The following is an 18,651-nucleotide window of genomic DNA, read 5'->3' as shown; positions in this document are numbered from 1 at the left end:
GGGTTTTTAATCTAATCCGTTAGCGGCTTATTTTTCGTCCGATTCGGCTTCTTCCTCGTCTTTGACGACGGGAGCGATACGGGCAATTTTGTCGCCTTCGTCCATTTTGGCCAGCGTAACCCCTTGGGAGTTGCGGCTGACGGAACGGATATCGGCACAGCGAACGCGGATGGTCATACCCTTTTCGGTTACAATCATCAAGTCTTTCGTTTCGTCCACCAGTTTAATGCCCACTACCGAGCCGTTGCGCGCGCTGGTTTTAATGGTAATTACACCCATACCGCCACGGTTCTGGCGTTTGTATTCGCTAAATTCCGTGCGTTTACCAAAACCGTTTTCGCAGACGGAGAGCACATCGGGCTGCGGTTCGTCGTTGGGGGCCTGTTCCATACCCACCACTACGTCGCCGGCGCCTAAGTTAATGGCGCGCACACCCTTGGCCGGGCGGCCCATACAGCGCACTTGGTTTTCGTCAAAGCGGATGGATTTGCCGTTCTTGGTGGCAATCAAAATATCCGATTTGCCGTGCGTGGTCTGTACGCCGACGAGCACATCGCCTTCTTCCAATCCGATGGCAATAATGCCGGAGCGGCGGATGTTGGCAAATTCGCCCAAGGCCACACGCTTAATGGTGCCCAAGCGGGTGCACATCGTCAGGTACGTATTTTCGCAATGTTCTTTGTCAAACGTTTCAATGGCGGTGGCGGCGGTTACTTTTTCCTCGCCCGTCAGTTGCAACAGGTTGACAATTGCCTTACCCTTGGACATACGGTTGCCTTCGGGGATTTCAAAGGCGCGTAACGCAAATACGCGGCCGCGGTTGGTGAACAGCAAAATAGTAGAGTGCGAAGACGTTACAAACAGGTGTTCCATAAAGTCTTCCTCTTTCGTCTTGCTGCCGATAATGCCCTTTCCGCCGCGGTTCTGGCTCTTGTACGTAGAGAGCGGGATGCGTTTGGCGTAGCCGTCGTTGGAAATGGTGATGACTACATCTTCCTTCTCAATCAAATCTTCCATAGAGAAGTCCGTCATATCCGGGCCGATCTCGGTGCGGCGCGGGTCGTTGTAGTCTTTCTTTAACTGCGTAAGTTCTTCTACGATGATATCCAAAATGCGTTGCGGGTTGCCCAAAATATCCTGCAATTCCGCAATCAGTTTAAGCAAGTCCTTGCGTTCGTTTTCAATCGCGAGCGCGGACAGTTGCGTCAACTGGTGTAAGCGCATATCCAAAATGGCCTGCGCCTGCACTTCGGACAAGTTAAAGCGCTGCATTAACGTAAATTTGGCTTCGGTCGGGTCCTTGGCTTTGCGGATAATGGCAACAACTTCGTCCATATTGGCAATAGCCACGAGTAAACCGTTCAAAATGTGTTCACGTCTTTGCGCTTTATTTAAATCAAATTTCGTGCGGTTGGTAATAACCTCTTGGCGGTGCTTTACATAGGCCTTCATTACTTCTTTGAGCGAAAGCACGCGCGGGCGGCCGTCCACAATCGCCAACATATTCACCGGGAAGGAGGTTTGCAACTGGGTATGCTTAAAGAGGTGGTTTAACACCACTTGGGCGTTGCCGTCGCGTTTTACCTCAATTACCAGGCGCATACCGCGTCTGTCCGACTCGTCGCGGATATCGGAAATATCGGTAACTTTTTTATCGCGCACGAGGGCAACAATGCTCTCAATAAGCGCGGTTTTGTTTACCTGATACGGGATAGCCGTTACAATAATGGCTTCGCGGCCGTTTTTGCGCTCTTCAATTTCGGTGCTGGCCTGCACTTTTACGCTGCCGTGGCCCGTTTCAAAATATTCATAAATACCCTTCGTACCGCGGATGATAGCACCCGTGGGGAAGTCCGGCCCCTTGATAATCTTCATCATTTCCTTGGTGGAAATGTCGGGGTTGTGGATGTAAGCAATAATACCGTCGCAGACTTCGCCCAAGTTGTGCGTAGGAATATTGGTAGCCATACCTACGGCGATACCGGCGGAACCGTTTACGAGCAAGGCCGGGAGTTTGGCCGGCAAGACGGAGGGTTCCATTAAGGAGCCGTCGTAGTTGGAAATCATTTTGACGGTGTCTTTGTCCAAGTCGCCCAGCATTTCTTCGGAAATGCGTTGCAAGCGGCACTCGGTGTAACGCATAGCGGCGGCGGAATCGCCGTCAATAGAACCGAAGTTGCCCTGACCGTCAATCAAAGGTTTGCGCAATGAAAAGTCCTGCACCATACGCACGAGCGTATCATATACGGCGGTGTCGCCGTGCGGGTGATATTTACCGAGTACATCACCCACCACACGGGCAGATTTCTTATAGGCCTTATTGTATTTGAGGCCCATTTCGTTCATAGAGTATAACACACGGCGGTGTACCGGCTTCAAACCATCACGCACATCGGGCAACGCGCGGCCTACGATTACGCTCATAGCGTAATCAATGTAGTAAGAACGCATTTCGCCCGCGATATCGCGCTGCTGAATATTGCCGAACAAGTCCACATTGGTATTTTGGGCTTGGGGCTGGTTGTTCATTTCTTCGCTCATTTAAAAATATCTCCTGTTACGGATTAAATCTGTGGGGCGTTAAACGCCCCGTATATTAAATATCCAAGTTCTTTACTTCCAAGGCGTGCGATTGGATGAAGTCGCGGCGTGGCTCCACCTTGTCGCCCATCAACATCGTAAACGCCTGTTCGGTATCGGCGGCGTCGTTGATTTTTACCTGGATAAGTTTGCGTTTGGCCGGGTCCATAGTGGTTTCCCACAACTGTTCGGGGTTCATTTCACCCAAACCTTTGTAGCGCTGAATCGTAGCGCCGGAGGAAGCGGCTTCCTTTACCGCGTGCAAGAGTTCCGCCAAACTATATACCAAGGCATCGGTCTTGCCGTTGTTTACTTTAAACAGCGGATTGATACGTTCTTTTTCATTTTCAATCACCGGGTATTGGGCAAACGTAAAGCCGAAGACTTCCATTTTCTTTTCGTCGGCTAACAATTTGCCGAACTCAAAGAGGCTCTGGTGTTCCGGCACGAGCGAATCGTTGCTGACGGTGGCAATATCCACTCCGTCGGCGGCTAATTCGTCGCGTTTTTCCTGCATATACTGTTCCTCGTATTCGCGGTATTCCTGTTCCGTATAGAAATAGCGGAAACCGCCGCTTCTTAACGGGATGCGGTACACCGGCACTTTGCCTTCGGCGAGGAACGCCATAAAGTCGGAAAGCGTAATGTTTTTAACTTCCAGTTTACCCAAGGTGTCTTCCACGTCGCGCAAAATTTTGAGCAAATCGCGCAACTGGTCGCCGGACAGGGCTTCCTGCTTCTTCATATCCGTAACCGTAACGGTGGCAAGGCCTTCCTTCATTAACCATTGTTGCATTTGGTCTTCGGTTTGCAGGTACTGTTCCACTTTGCCTTTTTTGACCTTGTACAAAGGCGGCTGGGCCAAATAGACGTGGCCGTTTTCAATAAGCGGCTTTAACTGGCGGTAGAAGAACGTCAAAAGCAAGGTAGAAATGTGCTGTCCGTCCACATCAGCATCAGCCATTAAAATAATTTTGTGGTAGCGGAGTTTGGCAATATCAAAGCCGCCTTCCCCTTCGCCTACGCCCGTACCGACGGCGGCGATTAAGTCGCGCACGGTATCGCTGGATAAAATCTTCACAAGCGGGGCTTTTTCCACGTTGATAATTTTACCGCGCAGCGGCAAAATGGCCTGGAACACGCGGTCGCGCCCTTGTTTGGCGGAACCGCCTGCGGAGTCCCCTTCTACGAGGAAGAGTTCGCACTTGGCGGAATCTTTTTCTTGGCAGTCGGCCAGTTTACCCGGCAGTCCGCCCCCCTCCAAGGCACCTTTACGGCGGGTTAAATCACGCGCCTTTCTGGCGGCTTCACGCGCCACTGCGGCGCCGACGCATTTTTCGCAAATGGCGCGGGCCGTTTTGGGGTTCTCTTCAAAGAACGTAGAAAGCGTATCGGTTACTACGGAGCGGACAATACCTTCCACTTCCGAGTTACCCAACTTGGTTTTGGTCTGCCCTTCAAACTGCGGGTGCGGAATTTTGACGGACAAAACAGCCGTCAAACCTTCTTTAATATCGTCCCCACCCACGGAAATATCTTTATGTTTGGAAAGGTTGTTATTTTTGATGTATTCGTTAATCAAGCGCGTAAGCGAAGAGCGGAACCCGCTTAAATGCGTACCGCCTTCCACGGTGTGAATATTGTTGACGAACGAAAACACATTTTCGGAATAACTTTCGTTGTACTGGATAGCAAAGGAAATATAGTTATCCCCGATTTCTTTGGTTAAGTAAATCGGTTCCGGGTTGATAACGGTTTTGTTGGTATTTAAATACTTAACAAATTGGGAAATTCCCCCTTCGTAGTGGAAGGTAACGGTTTGGTTATCTTCCTTGCGTTCATCGGTGTAAATAATTTTGATGCCCGCGTTTAAGAACGCGAGTTCGCGCAAGCGGTTGCCGATAGTTTCATAGGAAAAGGCCACATCGCCGAAGATTTCTTTATCTGCGTGGAAGGTAACCTTGGTACCGTGTTCGTCGGTATCGCCGATAACTTTAACCGGCTCGGCGGGTTTACCGCGGTGGTAGCACTGGTAGTGAATATGGCCGTTGCGGCGGACTTCCACTTCCATTGTTTCAGACAAAGCGTTTACGCAGGACACACCCACGCCGTGCAAACCGCCGGACACTTTATAAGCGCCGCTGTCAAACTTACCGCCCGCGTGGAGGACGGTCATTACCACTTCCAGCGCGGATTTATTGCGCAGTTTGGCGTCCTTGGCGTTCTTCATCAGGTCCACGGGGATACCGCGCCCGTCGTCCTGAATAGAGCAGGTCATATCATCTTTAATCGTAACGGTGATGGTAGTGGCCCCGCCGGCTAAAATTTCGTCCACAGAGTTATCCACCACTTCGTACACCAAGTGGTGAAGCCCGGGAAGCCCCGTAGAGCCAATGTACATAGCCGGACGTTTGCGGACCGCTTCCAATCCCTCTAAAACGGTAATTTTGGAAGAATCGTAATCCTTCTCTTTCTGTTCTTCGGTTGTCATTTACAACTCCTTAATGTAAATACGGCAAATCTATTGTATTTCTATCTTTCCGATCCACGGCTGTTCAAAATGTTTGTTCAGTTCTTTAATTAACTGCTGGCGGCGGGCGATTAATTCGTTCTTAGCCACCGAAATTTTGACCTGCACATAGAGCGTATCGTCTTTAACGGCCTTTAATACCCAAAATTTGGCTTTATTTCCAATGAGTTGGTTCCATACGTGGTCCAGAATCATAAGCCTGTTTAAACGGCGGTTTAGGCCGTTAAAACGGTTTTCCAGTTCCGCACTGGAACGCCACTCTTTTTTGGGGTTTTGGCCGAACTTCATTAAGCGCGCACCGGCATAATGACGTATTTAAACATCGTATCGCCCACCGGTTCCACCAGTACGGGCTGGGAGGCGTTTACGAACGAAAAAGAAACCTTTTCCGTAGCGATGTTTTTCAGTACGTCAATAATGTAATCCGGGTTAAAGGCCACATCAAAGGCTTCCTGCGTGTATTCTACGGGCAATTCGTCCGTAAAATCCATCTTTTGGGAGTTAGCGGAAATCGTCAAATTATTGTTTTCCAATTTGAATTTCACAAGTGCGCCAAATTCCCCGATACAAAGTTTCGCGCGGCGGGTGGAAGCCAATAAATCCTTGGTAAATACTTCAAAACCAAGGTTCTTTTTGGTGGGAATTACTTGGTTGTAATTCGGAAAGTTGCCTTCAATCAAGCGGGAAATAAAGGTGGTTTCCTTCATCATAAAACTGACTTGGTTGGAAGCCACATTTACTTCAATCATATCATCCTTGCCCGGTTTGGCAATGGTGATATAGCGGCAGACTTCGTTCAAAATCTTGGTGGGAATAATAATTTTAAATTCGTTGCTGCCCGGCAAAGCCGCGTGAGAGGCCACCGCCAAGCGGCCGCCGTCGGTGGCGACGACTTCAAACTTTTCAGGGGTGTTATTCCACAAAAGGCCGTTTAAAATATAGCGGGTTTCCTGCGTGGAAGCGGAGAAGGCGGTTTTAACCACCATATCCTGCAATTCCAAGGGAGACAACGAAACGCTGTTCGTGCGTTCCACTTCGGGAATAGCCGGGTATTCGGACTTGGGGGTGCCGATTACCCAAAATTTACTCTTGCCGGATTTGATATGAAATTTATTGTTTTCGTCGGTGTACAAGTTGATTTCTTTATCATCGGGTAAGTTTTTGATAATTTCCGAAAATTCCTTTATCGGTACGGTAATGCTGCCCTCTTCCTCCACTTCGGCATTTACGTAGTGGATAGTGGCCATTTCCATATCGGTACGGACCAACTTTAACTTTCCGGCTTGCGCCTCAATCAAAAAGTTATGCAGGATAGGCAGCGTGGTTCTGGATGAAACACCCGAAGAAACAATCTGTATGCCTTCCAAAAAGGTTGATTTAGTAATATTTATTTTCATATCTTAATCTCTATTATATGTCCTGTTGATTGCGTGGATAATGTGATTTTACCTATACAACTGTTGGGGTTTGCTTGTGTATAACCCGGTTTTTTTATCCACATCATCCACCGCAAAAAATTTTATTAGCCGTTTTTTAAACTTATTCCCAAGTTATCCACCGGTTATATACTACTTATCCACAGCCTTAATATCCAAAATAATTTGGTTTATTTCGGCCGCAAAAAACGGGTCCGTCTCTATTTTTTCTTTTACCAAGTCGCGCGCGTGGACCACGGTGCTGTGGTCGCGGTTAAATTCCCGGCCGATTTCCGGCAGAGATAAATCCGTCAGTTCCGTGGTTAAAAACATCGCTATCTGACGCGGCCACGCAATAGACTGCGTCTTGCGCTTGGAATTAAAATCTTCCATTTTAATATTAAAATGCTTGCCTACGATTTTTTTAATCGTATTTACGTTAATAGACAAATCGTTGTCGCTTACCAAAATATCGGCCAGTAATTCCTTAGCAATGGATATAGTGGGCGTTACGCCGTGCATTCCGCAATAGGCTACCAAACGGAAGAGGGAGCCCTCTAATTCGCGGATATTGGTTTGTACGCCCTCGGCGATAAAGGCCAACACGTCGTCGCCGATATCAAAGTTAATGCTGTCCCTTTTTTGGCGCAAAATGGCAATACGCGTTTCCAAATTGGGGCGTTTTACCTCTACGCAAATACCCGACAGCAAGCGCGAGGACAAACGCTCGTCCAGTTCCAACTGTTGGGGTGTTCTGTCGGAGGAGAGCACAATTTGTTTGTGGCTTTCAAACAGCGCGTTAAAGGTGTAAAAGAATTCCACCTCGCTGGCGGATTTGCCGGCTACAAACTGGATATCGTCCATTAAAAAACAATCCAGGGAGCGGTATTTCTTGCGGAAACTTTCCGAGGCTTTATTCTGTAAGGCCTCAATGTATTCGCTCACAAATTCCTCGCCGGACATATATAAAACTTTGGCGTCCGGGTTTTCCTTTAAAATCTGGTTGCCAATGGCGTGGAGCAAATGGGTTTTGCCGAGCCCCGGGGAGGAATAAATCACCAGCGGGTTATTTTCGCGGTTGCCCAGTTTATGAACCACGGCTTCGGCCGCCTTGTAAGCAAAGCGGTTGGAGGGGGATTCAATAAAGTTATCAAACATATAGGCGGAATTTAACCGCGAGGGAAAAGGGTTTCTTTTTATTGCCGGGGCTGCCTGCACAGAGGCCGCCAAAACGGGCGCGGCGGAAAGAACATCCTGCGCGGTTTGTACCGTCGGGGTAGGTTGTTGGGCGGAAACCTCGTAAACGACGTTAATTTCCGCGCCTAAATGTTTTAAAAAAGCGTCCTTTATAATATGTTCGTAACGCTCGCGAATTGTTTTACCCCAAAATTGGTTGGGCAAGGAAATCGTAAGCACATTGCCCGCGTAGGCAAACTGCGCCGGGCGGAGCCACATATCGTAAGTATCCTTACCTATAATATTTTCTATATCTTGAAAAACGGGAATTAATTGGGGTGTGTCCTGAAAGTTATCCACAGTAAAGCCACCATAAAATAATATATTCTTTATAATACCACTTATTACGGGCTCCGTCAAATAAAAAAGGTTTAAAACGGTTACTAATGGGGTTAAAATGCAAAATAAACCGCTTTTTGAAATTTCGGCTATATTTCTATTAAAACATATAAAAAGTGTTAAAAACGCGGTTTTTGCCAAAAAATACTATTTTTAAATAAACTAATCCCTTTTTGTGCTTGTGCGGATAAGGAACCTTTGTTATGATGCAAAAAAGCGGAAAATATGATATAGTATTAATAGGAATAATTATTAATAAGGAATTTTTACGATGACAAACTTATCTATAAAAATGAACGGAAACCCGGTTACTTTGCTGGGAAACCCCGTGAAAGCGGGGGAAACAGCGCCTGATTTTAAACTAATCGGCAATAATTTGGAAGAAATTTCCAAAAAAGATTTGGAAGGCAAGGTGCTGGTTATTTCCTGTGTGCCGTCTTTGGATACGCCGGTATGCAGTGTGCAGACGCGCCGCTTTAATATGGAAGCGGACAAACTGCCGGGCGATGTGGTGGTATTGACGGTAAGCAAGGATTTGCCCTTTGCACAGGCGCGCTGGTGCGCGGCAAACGGCGTAAAAAAGGTGATTACGGCTTCCGACTACCGCAATTTCGGCTTTGCGCAGGATTACGGCGTACTTATTAAGGAACTGGGGTTACTTACCCGGGCGGTCTTTGTCATTAATAAGCAAGGAGTGGTTACCTATACGCAGTTTGTGCCGGAAGTAACAAACGAGCCGGACTATGAAGCAGTTTTAAACGAAATCAAAAAAGTTTTATAAGAGGTGCATATGACGAAATTAAACGATATTTACAAATGTGAAACGTGCGGCAATATGGTGGAAGTAGTCCACGCGGCGGGGGGAGAACTCTCCTGCTGTGGGCACGCGATGAAACTAATGCAGGCGGGCGTTTCCGACGGTGCGGCTGAAAAGCACGTCCCCGTGATTGAAAAGATTGACGGCGGTTACCGCGTAACCGTGGGCAGTGTAGAACACCCGATGTTGGACAACCATTATATTGAATGGATTGAACTGATTTGCGAAAAATGCGGCAAGGTCCAGCGCAAATATTTAAAACCCGGCGAAAAACCGCAAGCGGAATTTAAGAGCGCGTCGGATAAAGTTATGGCACGGGAATATTGCAATTTGCACGGTTTGTGGCAGAAGGAAAATTAATTTAAGGGGAAGAAAATAATATGATGCAAGCGGTAAAAATTTCGGACAAAGTTTATTGGGTGGGGGCGATTGATTGGAACATCCGCGATTTCCACGGTTATTCCACCAAGCGCGGTACGACGTACAACGCCTATTTGGTAATGGGGGAAAAACCGACCCTGATTGATACCGTAAAAAAGGAATTTTACGGCGAAATGATGGAACGCATCCAGAGCGTAATTGACCCGAAAAAAATCAAAATTATTATTTCCAACCACTCGGAAATGGACCACTCCGGCGCTTTGCCGCAGGCGGTAAATTATATTGAGCCCGAGGAAGTGTATGTTTCTACAATGGGCTTTAAAGATATTACCGAGCAGTTCCATTGTGATTTAAAGTTAAAAACCGTTAAAACCGGGGACCGTATTGACGTGGGCGGCGATACTATTTCGTTCGTGGAAGCGCGTATGTTACACTGGCCGGACAGTATGTTTTCTTACTTGGAAAAGGAAAATGTCCTGTTTACCAACGACGTTTTTGGTATGCACTACGCTACGGGTAAACTGTTTGACGACGAGAACGAGGAACGCCTTTGGCTCTACGAGGCGGAAAAATATTACGCCAATATTGTTCTGCCGTATTCCGATATCGTCTTGCGCTTTTTGGACCAAGTCAAAAAAATGGGGCTTTCCCCACGTTTGATTGCGCCGGATCACGGTTTTGTATGGCGCAAGGACCCGGCCAAGATTATTAATTTGTATGCCAAATGGGCCACGCAGGCGCCGAAAAACAAGGCGGTTGTCGTCTATGATACAATGTGGGGCAGTACCGAAAAAATGGCGTCCTACATTACCGACGGACTCCGCGCTGGCGGCAGTGAAGTGAAACAACTTTCTATGCACAGCAACCACCGCAGCGATGTGGTTACCGAACTGTTAGACGCCAGCGCGCTTATTATCGGTTCGCCGGTGCTTAACAGCCAGATTTTCCCGTCTATGGCGGATATGCTTTGCTACTTAAAAGGCTTGCGCAAAAAAGGCCTTATCGGCGCGGCTTTCGGCTCCTACGGTTGGAGCGGGGCGCCTATTGACGAACTTACTAAAACCTTGGAAGCAATGAAGGTGGAAGTGGTGGCCCCGGCTATCAAATCGCCCTTTGTTCCCGACGAGAAAATAAAGCAAGCCTGCCGCGATTTGGGCCTGCTTGTCAGCCAAAAATTGGCCGAAAAAGTAAAATAACGGAGTTTTCTATATGGCGGTAAACGACATTAACCAAGGGCTTAATTATATAACGTACGGGCTGTATATTGTTACCACCTGCGAGGGGGAAAAGAAGAACGGGCTTATCGTAAACACCGTCTTTCAGGTAACGGCGGACCCGGCCCAAATGGCTATTTCCGTCAATAAAAACAGCCTTACGCACGATATGATTTTAAAAAGCCGTGTGTTTGCCGCTATGCCGCTTGAACAAAATACGCCTTTGCCGTTTATCGGAATCTTTGGTTTCCGCTCGGGCCGGACGTTTGATAAACTGGCAAAGGTACCCTATAAAACGGGCTTTTTGGGGTGCCCTATCGTCGTGGAGCACACGCTTTCTTATATGGAAGTAGAGGTAAGCCAAACGGTGGATATGGGCACCCATACGCTTTTTATTGGGCAAGTAAAGGATGCGGGGGTTCTAAACCCGGAGGGGGTAGCCTTAACGTATGATTATTATCATAACGTGATAAAAGGCAAAACGCCCGCGGGAGCCACGCATTTATAAAAAAATGGGGAGGATTAAATTATGGTGAAATATGTTTGCGAAGTTTGCGGTTATGTGTATGACCCGGCAGTAGGGGACCCGGCCAACGGTGTTCCGGCCGGAACCAAGTGGGAAGACGTAAAAGAGGACTGGGTTTGCCCGGTTTGCGGGGTAGGAAAGGACCAGTTCCAGCCGCAAAATTAAAATTAGGGGCGGTTTTGAAAAAAATGCTTAAATTTTAAGTATTTTTTTACATATAAAAACGGGTGCATTTTGTGGCCCGTTTTTTATTGTTTTTCGGGGCCGCGCGGCAGGGTGAAACTTGGTATAATAAGACATATGAAAATCTTATACGTTATTACTTCAACTGATGTAGGGGGGGCGGAAAAAGCCCTGTTGCAACTGGCCGCCAAAACGGCTCAGGCGCATACCGTGCGGGTGGTTTGTTTAAAACCGCTGGGCCCGGTGGCGCAGGAATTGGCCCAACATCACATACAAGTAATAAGCCTGAATATGCGCTGGCTGGGGGGAAAAATTATCCAAAAACTCGCGGCGCAAATAAAAGATTTTCAGCCGGATATTGTTCACGCGATGCTCTACCGCGCCATAGAATATGCCCGGGTAGCGTGCGCGGGGAAAAAGGTAAAACTGATTACGACCCCGCATTTTGATTTGTCTAAAAAGAGTTTTCCGCTCCGCTGGGCGGATAGACTATTAAAAGATTTGGATACGCTGACTGTGGCGGAATCCTTTTCCACAGCCCGGTATTTAATAGAAAAGCAAAAATACAATAAAAATAAGGTTTATTTGCTCCCAAACGGAGTAGATAAAACCGTTTTTTATGCAGACGAATCCTTGCGCAAACAAATGCGTCAAAAGTATGGCTATACCCCGGAACATACCGTATTTATGGATGTAGCGCGCTTGGCCCCGGTTAAGGACCCTTTCACCTTATTAAAGGCATTTTGTAACGTGGTTAAAAACCACCCAAACGCCCGTTTAGTATATGTGGGAGAGGGGGAAAAACGGCCTATGCTGGAAGAGTTTATCCACCAAAACGGACTGGAAAAAACGGTATTATTGGCCGGGAAGCAAGATAATATTAATGCTTGGCTTAATATGGCGGACGTGTTTGTTTTGCCGTCCGTGGAAGAGTCCTTGCCTCTTTCATTATTGGAATCTATCCAGGTAGGATTGCCTTGTTTGGTTAGTAAGGTGGGGGATATGCCCCTATGGGTGGAACACGGCAAAAACGGGTTTGTTTTCCCTGCGCAAGATGTTACTTTGCTTAGTTGCTTTATGGCGGAACTAACGGATAATGCACCCTTGCGCGAACAAATGAGGGGGACTTCTAACCAAATTTCCCAGCGGATTGGACAGAGTTCTCAACAATATCAACAAATTTATCAACAAGTATTAAACAATAGTTTTCACGTGAAAACAAATTAGGAGCCTATATGGAACAACGTCTTTTTGCGGTGGCGTGTATAATGTACGCCTTTACGCTAATTACCCGCTATCTAAATAAGAAAAATAAACTTATCACTCATAATGCCTTTGCCTGGTGGCACGGAACTTTCTTATTTGTTATTTTATCCTGTGCGGTATATATCTTAACCTTTGTAATGGGGGGCGGAATAGGGGAACCTTTAAACTGGCCTAAACTTATTTTAGGGATTATTTTAGCCTTTGGGTGTGGTATTTATGGGTTCTTTAAGGGTAAAAAAGCGGCAGATGAAAAAAGACAAAAACTAATGAAGGCGGATTTGGAGTGGAGTAACACAGTTTATTTTGCTGGATTTGTGGCTTCTATTGTAATGTTCTTTTTTATCCAAGCCTTTAAAATCCCGTCCGCTTCTATGCGCTATACCTTGGTGGAGGGGGACCATTTGTTTGTGAATAAAGCCGCTTATGGTTTACGTATTCCGTTTACGGATATCCGCCTTTTCCCTTATGAACAAATTAAAACGGGTGATATTATTGTTTTCCAGTTTCCGGCTAAGGACCGCACTCAACAAAACTGCGGCGGTAGTCAATATGGTAAAGACTTCGTAAAGCGCGTAATTGCTATGCCGGGCGATACGGTTCAGGTTAAAAACGGCCGCCCGTGGGTTAATGGAAAAGAACTCCCCGCACAAGATTATGAGGTTTATGAGGATATAGAACGTGTGCCTTATTTTGAAGTGGAAGATAAAGAAGAATACCAAACCTTGTGGCAAGAGCATTTGCTGGATAACTATTTAGGGCTTGAACTGCGTGATTCTTTTGGCCCAGTGGTAGTGCCGGAAAACACCTATTTTGCTATGGGGGATAACCGGGATAACTCTTGCGATTCCCGTTTCTGGGGCCCGGTGCCGCACGAAAATATTAAGGGAAAGGCTTGGTTTGTTCATTGGCCGCTTAACCGTGTGCGCTGGATTAAGTAAGTTTTCACGTGAAAACAGCGCCCTTATATTGCAATTTAACACTAATTAATGTTTAATATATGTATAGTTAAACGGAGGATTTATGGGAGAAATTGTCGTCATCGCCAACCAGAAAGGCGGGGTAGGTAAAACCACTACTTCTATTAACCTTTCCTATGCGTTGGCTTGTTTGAACCAAAATGTGTTGCTCGTGGATTTTGACCCGCAAGGTAATGCCGGTTCCGGCTTGGGGGTAATGGTACAAGACGGCGATAAATCCGTATATCATCTGCTTACCAAAACCGCTACCTTTGAACAAGTGGTCCGCCAAACATCCAGCGAAATGTTGGACGTTCTGCCCGCCTGTAAGGATTTGTCCGGGGCCGAGGTGGAACTGGTAAATGTGCGCGGACGCGAAAATATGCTCAAAGACGCGCTGGACCCCCTGCGCCAAATGTACGATTATATTATTATTGATTGTCCGCCCTCTTTGGGGTTGTTGACCTTAAACGCAATGATGGCGGCGGACAGCGTGATTACCCCGGTCCAATGCGAATATTATGCCTTGGAAGGCTTGGCCCACTTTATGAACACCGTGTCCAAAATTAAACAATTTTTGCACCCTAAACTGAAAATGGACGGCGGGCTTTTAACAATGTACGACGCCCGTATGAACTTGTCCAAACAGGTATTTGCCGAGGTTAGCCGCTACTTTGGCGACCAAGTGTATAAAACGCCTATTCCGCGCAATATCCGCTTGGCCGAAGCGCCCAGTTTCGGGCAGTCTATTTTCAATTACGACCCGGCTTGCCGCGGGGCCAATGCGTATATCCAGTTGGCCATTGAATTTTTGGGCCGCCGCGGGGCGGATGTAAACGCATACAAAGATTTTAAAATGACGGGCGAACTCCCGGTGAATTACGATTTTGGAGGATGAGATGGTTAGACAGGCATTAGGTAAAGGTTTAGACGCTTTAATTAAACAAACGCAAGAAGTGGTAAATATGCCCACCAGCGAGGCCGCTGTGCAGGTTCAGCAAACCCCCGGGATGAGCGTTACGCGCATTGATATAAGCAAAATTGTTCCCAACCGTTTTCAGCCGCGCCGCGTATTTAATGAGGAAAAACTCCAAGAGTTGGCCCAATCTATCAAAGAGCACGGTCTTACCCAGCCGATTGTGGTAGTGTACGACGCCGGACTTGATAAATACGAAATTGTAGTGGGGGAACGCCGCTTCCGCGCCACCCAGTTGGCCGGATTAAAGGAAATTGACGCCATTGTCCATAAACACTTGGGCGACCAGGAAATGTGTGCCTTGGCGTTAATTGAAAACATCCAGCGCGAGGACTTAAACCCCATTGAAACCGCTCTCGGTTACCGCAATTTGATGAGCAAATTCTATATCACGCAAACGGATTTGGCTTCCTATTGCGGCAAATCCAAAGCCGCTATTTCCAACGCCTTGCGCTTACTGGACTTGGAGCCCGAAATCCAACAGGCGTTGCAGGACGGTGCCATTTCCGAAGGGCACGGCCGCGCTTTATTAATGGTTACGGACCCGGCCAAGCGCGAAATGTTGTTCAAAAAAATGCACAACAGCAAAATGTCCGTTCGCCAAGCCGAAGATGCCGCCCGCGCGCTGATGTTCCCGGTTAAAAAGGCCGAAAAAGGCGCGAAACCCGTAGAGGTGGCCTCGTTTGAGAACGATTTGCAATCTGCGTTAGGGACCAAGGTGGAAGTGAAATACGGCAAAAATATGAAGAAAGGGACGCTCGTTATTCACTATAATTCCTTGGATGAACTGGATAATATTGCCAGCCGCCTTAAAACCAAAATGTTATAGTCTTGCAGACGGCAACTCAATACGCTGGGTAGCGATTAGTTGAGCCACACTGTTTTTGTAATGTTGCGCTCTAACGAAACGGCGCCCTAGCGGGCCGCCACTCTATGCGCTGGGGTAGCGATTGGTTGAGCCACACTGTTTGTGTTGTGTCGCGCTCTAACGGAACGGTACGCTGTTTGTGAGGTCGCAGTGTGGTAAAACAGCAGACAGAAAAATTCCTTGATGATTAGAGCAACACTTTTTTAGTGTTGCTCTTTTTTATTGCCCTTAATGGTCTTTGGTTGTTTGCCGTCATTAAATTAGAGGTCATTTTGAACTGCTGCCCATACCGCTAGGCGGCACCCCGTAGTGTTTTTGTGCGGTAAGTGTTGTTATTAAACAAGTAGGTCATCCTGAATTTAGTTCAGGATCTACCGATTGTGTTGTTAGTCGTTTATAAAAATAAAGGTCATACTGGAAGGTTTGCCGGCGCGGAGCGTTCCAGTATCTGTTGTTTTCCACTTTATTAATAACAACAGATTCCCGACTACGACCTTCGGGAATGACGACAACGACGAACAATCTAAAAAGTAGATTCTGAAAATCCTGCGGGCCGCTAATTTAGGATGACTTTTGATTAATAACGCCGTCATCCAGCAGGGTTTTGATAGAGTATTGTTAAAAACAGATTTGTTTTACTAAAAAACACTTAAAATATAAGTATAATTTTTAAAATCAAGCGTAATAAAGCGTTTGCACCCAAGGGGTAAACGGATATCCCGCTTTATGAAAACAGGGCAACCCATAAAAACTGGATTGCCCTGTAAAGTTTTTAGCGCACGCCACGCTACCTTAAAACATCTGTTTAAATAGTGGCGTCTTTTTCGTAAAATGCGCGAATCGTTTCGCACACGCGGCGTACTTGTTCTTCGGTTATTTCCGGGAACATCGGGATAGAGAGCACCTCTTTGGCCGCTTTTTCGGCTTCCGGGTAGTCCTCGGCCTTAAAACCGCGGTTCTTGTAGGCCGGCTGTTTATAAAGCGGCACCGGATAATATACCGCGCAGCCAATGTTGTTGGCCTTTAAATATGCTTGCAGTTCGTCGCGTTTTTCCGCGCGGATGGTGTAAACATAGTAAGATTGCGCATATCCGGCAGGCGGAGTGGGGGGAAGCACCACCGGCACGCCCTCTAATCCTTCGGCATACCAAGCGGCGGCCTTGCGGCGTTTTTCGGTCCACTCTTCCAAGTGCGGCAGTTTCACGCGCAAAATAGCGGCTTGAATTTCGTCCATACGCAAGGTGGAGCCTTCCAAATCGTATTCGTAGGCTTTATCCTTGGCGCGTCCGCTGTGGCGCAGGGAGCGGCAGCGGTCGGCGATTTCGTCGTCGTTGGTAGTAACGCAGCCCGCATCGCCACAAGCGCCTAGGTTTTTGCTCGGGTAGAAACTAAAACAACCCGCATCGCCAATGCCGCCAACTTTTACGCCGTCGGCCATAGCCAAATGGGCTTGCGCGCAGTCTTCAATTACCTTTAAACCGTGTTCGTTGGCCAGGTGCATAATCGCGTCCATATTGGCCGGATAACCGTAAAGGTGTACGGGCAAAATGGCCTTGGTTTTTTTGGTAATTTTGCGCTCCACATCTTGCACGTCAATGTTATAGGTGCGCGGGTCAATATCGGCGAAGACAAACTTGGCCCCCGTCAAACTGACGGAAGAAGTGGTGGCAATAAAGGTAAACGGAGTGGTGATTACTTCGTCCCCGGGGCCCACGCCCGCGGCGGCTAGGGCGATTTGGATGGCGCTCGCGCCCGACGAACAGGTAATGCAATGTTTCACACCGATAAGGTCGGCAAATTCTTCTTCAAATTTTTCGGTTTGTGGGCCCAAAAGCCAATGCATAGAGTTCAGGGCTTCCATAGCCGCGGCATTAATTTCCTGTTTCAAACTGTCGTGCTGTTCCTTTAAGTTAAACAGCGGAATCGGTTTTAATTCGTCCGTCATAGATTTAAATATCTCCTGTTATTTGTATAAAGTATAGACTTCGGGCATTTCCAAAAGGTCTTTGGTGATGTTTTGAAAGTCGTGCCCGGTAAAAGTGGCCACCAAACTGACGTGAAAGCGGTTGTCCTGTTTGGTAACTTCGTTTTTTAAAATGGTTACTTGGTGCGCTTCAATTTTTTTGATGATTTTGTTTACGGCGTTCCAGGTGGGGTCGCAAACAATGTAAACGGTATCGTAATGTTTAACGAGTTCTACCAGTTTGAGCGTTTTGCGCACGCCCAGTTGCACCAACAAAATAGACACCGCCGACAGCGAAGCCCAAAAATATTGCCCGTATCCCACCGCCATACCGATAGCGGCCACCAGCCAAACGCCTGCGGCGGTGGTTAAGCCGGAAATCTTGTTTCCGTCGCGCCAAATAGAGCCTGCGCCCAAAAAACCCACGCCCGTTACCACTTGCGCGGCAATACGGCCCGGGTCGCCGCCCTGTTGGCCCATATATTCAGATAAAATCGTAAAAAGCATTGCGCCCAGGCAAATCAGGCAGTTGGTGGCAAAGCCGGCAGGCTTGTCGTGGTATTGGCGTTCCATACCCAGCACGCCGCCCAAGACAAGGGATAAAAATACTTTTATGAAAATATCGTCCATATTCTTATCATACAATACCCGGGGTAAAAAAGTAAATAACCCGGGCACAAATAAAAAGCCCCGCCGTGTTGCGCGGCAGGGCTTTTTAAAAACAATTCTATTAGAAACGCCAGCCCAGTTTGAGCATTACGTTCATATAGTGGATGCGGCTTTTGCCAAAGGCATCTTTAAAGTCGCTGTCGGCTTCTACCAAGTAGTAGCGGCCTTCTACGCCAAAAATGGTGGAGTCGTCAATGTCAAATTCCAAGCCTAAACCAACCATTTGCGCCAAGTCGGTGCTGCTGGTGGTCAAGTGGGAACCGTCATCAAATTTCTGGCGGGCAAACATATGGCCCACACCTGCACCGAAGGGGATGTACAAGCGGGTGGCTTGGGAGGGGAAGAACGTTACGCGGCCCGTAACAAGCCCGGTAGCGATACCCGTGCGGTAATAGGAATCCATACCGCGGGAGGTAAACGTATCGCCGTCGCCCAGTTGGGCATAGTTGGCGTCCAACCCCAGGGAGAAGAAGGACATAATGTTGCGGGTGAAGCCGATACCGGCGGTCCAGCCCGTGGTACCTAGGTCAACTTCTTGCCCTTTGTGGGTCCAACTGTCTTGGGGTAATACCATACCGCCGTATAATTCTACGCGGGTGGTGTTTTTGCGCAAACCGTATTCTTGCAAGCCGTAATAGTCCTGCGCAAACACCACAGGGGCGGCTACGAATAAGGCGCATAATAAAAGCAGTTTTTTCATAAGGCTCCTTATAAAAGATAAGATAATTATAT

17 protein-coding genes are annotated in these 18,651 nt (G+C 47.5%); 9 read left to right on the top strand and 8 right to left on the bottom strand.

What is annotated here, in order from left to right; translation table 11 throughout:
• Window positions 1-27: 27 nt before the first annotated feature.
• The 5 genes from gyrA to dnaA all read right to left on the bottom strand — a co-directional run bounded on the left by gyrA (window position 28) and on the right by dnaA (window position 8,061).
• Window positions 28-2,541: a DNA gyrase subunit A gene (gene gyrA, locus ACR0QV_RS05385; RefSeq protein ID WP_432635213.1), complete on the bottom strand. Its 2,514-nt coding sequence runs from the start codon at window positions 2,539-2,541 to the stop codon at window positions 28-30.
• Between the two features lie 55 nt (window positions 2,542-2,596).
• Window positions 2,597-5,071 carry a DNA topoisomerase (ATP-hydrolyzing) subunit B gene (gene gyrB / locus ACR0QV_RS05380; protein ID WP_428060049.1) on the bottom strand — a complete coding sequence of 825 codons (2,475 nt, stop codon included), beginning with the start codon at window positions 5,069-5,071 and terminating at the stop codon, window positions 2,597-2,599.
• A gap of 30 nt (window positions 5,072-5,101) precedes the next feature.
• Complete coding sequence (locus ACR0QV_RS05375) at window positions 5,102-5,398, bottom strand: DciA family protein (protein ID WP_428053239.1); 297 nt, start codon at window positions 5,396-5,398, stop codon at window positions 5,102-5,104.
• Window positions 5,398-6,507 carry a DNA polymerase III subunit beta gene (gene dnaN, locus ACR0QV_RS05370; RefSeq protein ID WP_432635210.1) on the bottom strand — a complete coding sequence of 370 codons (1,110 nt, stop codon included), beginning with the start codon at window positions 6,505-6,507 and terminating at the stop codon, window positions 5,398-5,400. Before dnaN ends, ACR0QV_RS05375 begins: the two co-directional genes overlap by 1 nt.
• 171 nt (window positions 6,508-6,678) lie before the next feature.
• Window positions 6,679-8,061, bottom strand: a complete 1,383-nt coding sequence (dnaA, locus tag ACR0QV_RS05365; protein WP_428053235.1) for a chromosomal replication initiator protein DnaA — start codon at window positions 8,059-8,061, stop codon at window positions 6,679-6,681.
• A gap of 310 nt (window positions 8,062-8,371) precedes the next feature.
• Between dnaA and tpx the strand changes: the two genes are divergently transcribed.
• The 9 genes from tpx to ACR0QV_RS05320 all read left to right on the top strand — a co-directional run bounded on the left by tpx (window position 8,372) and on the right by ACR0QV_RS05320 (window position 15,248).
• Window positions 8,372-8,881, top strand: coding sequence for a thiol peroxidase (tpx, locus tag ACR0QV_RS05360; RefSeq protein WP_432635208.1), 510 nt, complete (start codon window positions 8,372-8,374; stop codon window positions 8,879-8,881).
• A gap of 9 nt (window positions 8,882-8,890) precedes the next feature.
• On the top strand, window positions 8,891-9,277 hold the full coding sequence (locus tag ACR0QV_RS05355; RefSeq protein WP_432635206.1) for a desulfoferrodoxin: 387 nt from the start codon (window positions 8,891-8,893) through the stop codon (window positions 9,275-9,277).
• Between the two features lie 20 nt (window positions 9,278-9,297).
• Window positions 9,298-10,494 carry an FprA family A-type flavoprotein gene (locus ACR0QV_RS05350; protein WP_432635204.1) on the top strand — a complete coding sequence of 399 codons (1,197 nt, stop codon included), beginning with the start codon at window positions 9,298-9,300 and terminating at the stop codon, window positions 10,492-10,494.
• Window positions 10,495-10,507: 13 nt separating this feature from the next.
• Complete coding sequence (locus ACR0QV_RS05345; protein WP_432635202.1) at window positions 10,508-11,020, top strand: flavin reductase family protein; 513 nt, start codon at window positions 10,508-10,510, stop codon at window positions 11,018-11,020.
• Between the two features lie 21 nt (window positions 11,021-11,041).
• On the top strand, window positions 11,042-11,203 hold the full coding sequence (gene rd, locus ACR0QV_RS05340) for a rubredoxin (protein ID WP_432635200.1): 162 nt from the start codon (window positions 11,042-11,044) through the stop codon (window positions 11,201-11,203).
• A gap of 135 nt (window positions 11,204-11,338) precedes the next feature.
• Window positions 11,339-12,448, top strand: coding sequence for a glycosyltransferase (locus ACR0QV_RS05335; protein WP_432635198.1), 1,110 nt, complete (start codon window positions 11,339-11,341; stop codon window positions 12,446-12,448).
• Window positions 12,449-12,456: 8 nt separating this feature from the next.
• Window positions 12,457-13,425, top strand: a complete 969-nt coding sequence (lepB, locus tag ACR0QV_RS05330) for a signal peptidase I (protein ID WP_432635196.1) — start codon at window positions 12,457-12,459, stop codon at window positions 13,423-13,425.
• Window positions 13,426-13,507: 82 nt separating this feature from the next.
• The gene (locus tag ACR0QV_RS05325) at window positions 13,508-14,341 is read left to right on the top strand and encodes a ParA family protein (RefSeq protein WP_432635194.1); all 834 of its coding nucleotides are present in this window, start codon (window positions 13,508-13,510) and stop codon (window positions 14,339-14,341) included.
• 1 nt (window position 14,342) lies between these two features.
• Window positions 14,343-15,248 carry a ParB/RepB/Spo0J family partition protein gene (locus ACR0QV_RS05320; protein ID WP_432635192.1) on the top strand — a complete coding sequence of 302 codons (906 nt, stop codon included), beginning with the start codon at window positions 14,343-14,345 and terminating at the stop codon, window positions 15,246-15,248.
• A gap of 844 nt (window positions 15,249-16,092) precedes the next feature.
• Here the strand turns inward: ACR0QV_RS05320 and ACR0QV_RS05315 are convergent.
• The 3 genes from ACR0QV_RS05315 to ACR0QV_RS05305 all read right to left on the bottom strand — a co-directional run bounded on the left by ACR0QV_RS05315 (window position 16,093) and on the right by ACR0QV_RS05305 (window position 18,619).
• Window positions 16,093-17,232: a DegT/DnrJ/EryC1/StrS family aminotransferase gene (locus ACR0QV_RS05315; protein ID WP_428053216.1), complete on the bottom strand. Its 1,140-nt coding sequence runs from the start codon at window positions 17,230-17,232 to the stop codon at window positions 16,093-16,095.
• A gap of 18 nt (window positions 17,233-17,250) precedes the next feature.
• Window positions 17,251-17,880: an MgtC/SapB family protein gene (locus ACR0QV_RS05310; RefSeq protein WP_432635190.1), complete on the bottom strand. Its 630-nt coding sequence runs from the start codon at window positions 17,878-17,880 to the stop codon at window positions 17,251-17,253.
• Window positions 17,881-17,980: 100 nt separating this feature from the next.
• A complete protein-coding gene (locus ACR0QV_RS05305) occupies window positions 17,981-18,619 on the bottom strand; it encodes an outer membrane protein (RefSeq protein ID WP_428060035.1) in 639 nt (212 codons plus the stop codon).
• Window positions 18,620-18,651: the final 32 nt, after the last annotated feature.

The sequence above is a fragment of the Candidatus Avelusimicrobium sp. genome (assembly GCF_050873505.1).
Taxonomy (GTDB): Bacteria; Elusimicrobiota; Elusimicrobia; order Elusimicrobiales; family Elusimicrobiaceae; genus Avelusimicrobium.
The sequence above is the reverse complement of the archived record's forward strand: the minus strand, read 5'-3'. Positions and strand labels throughout refer to the sequence as shown.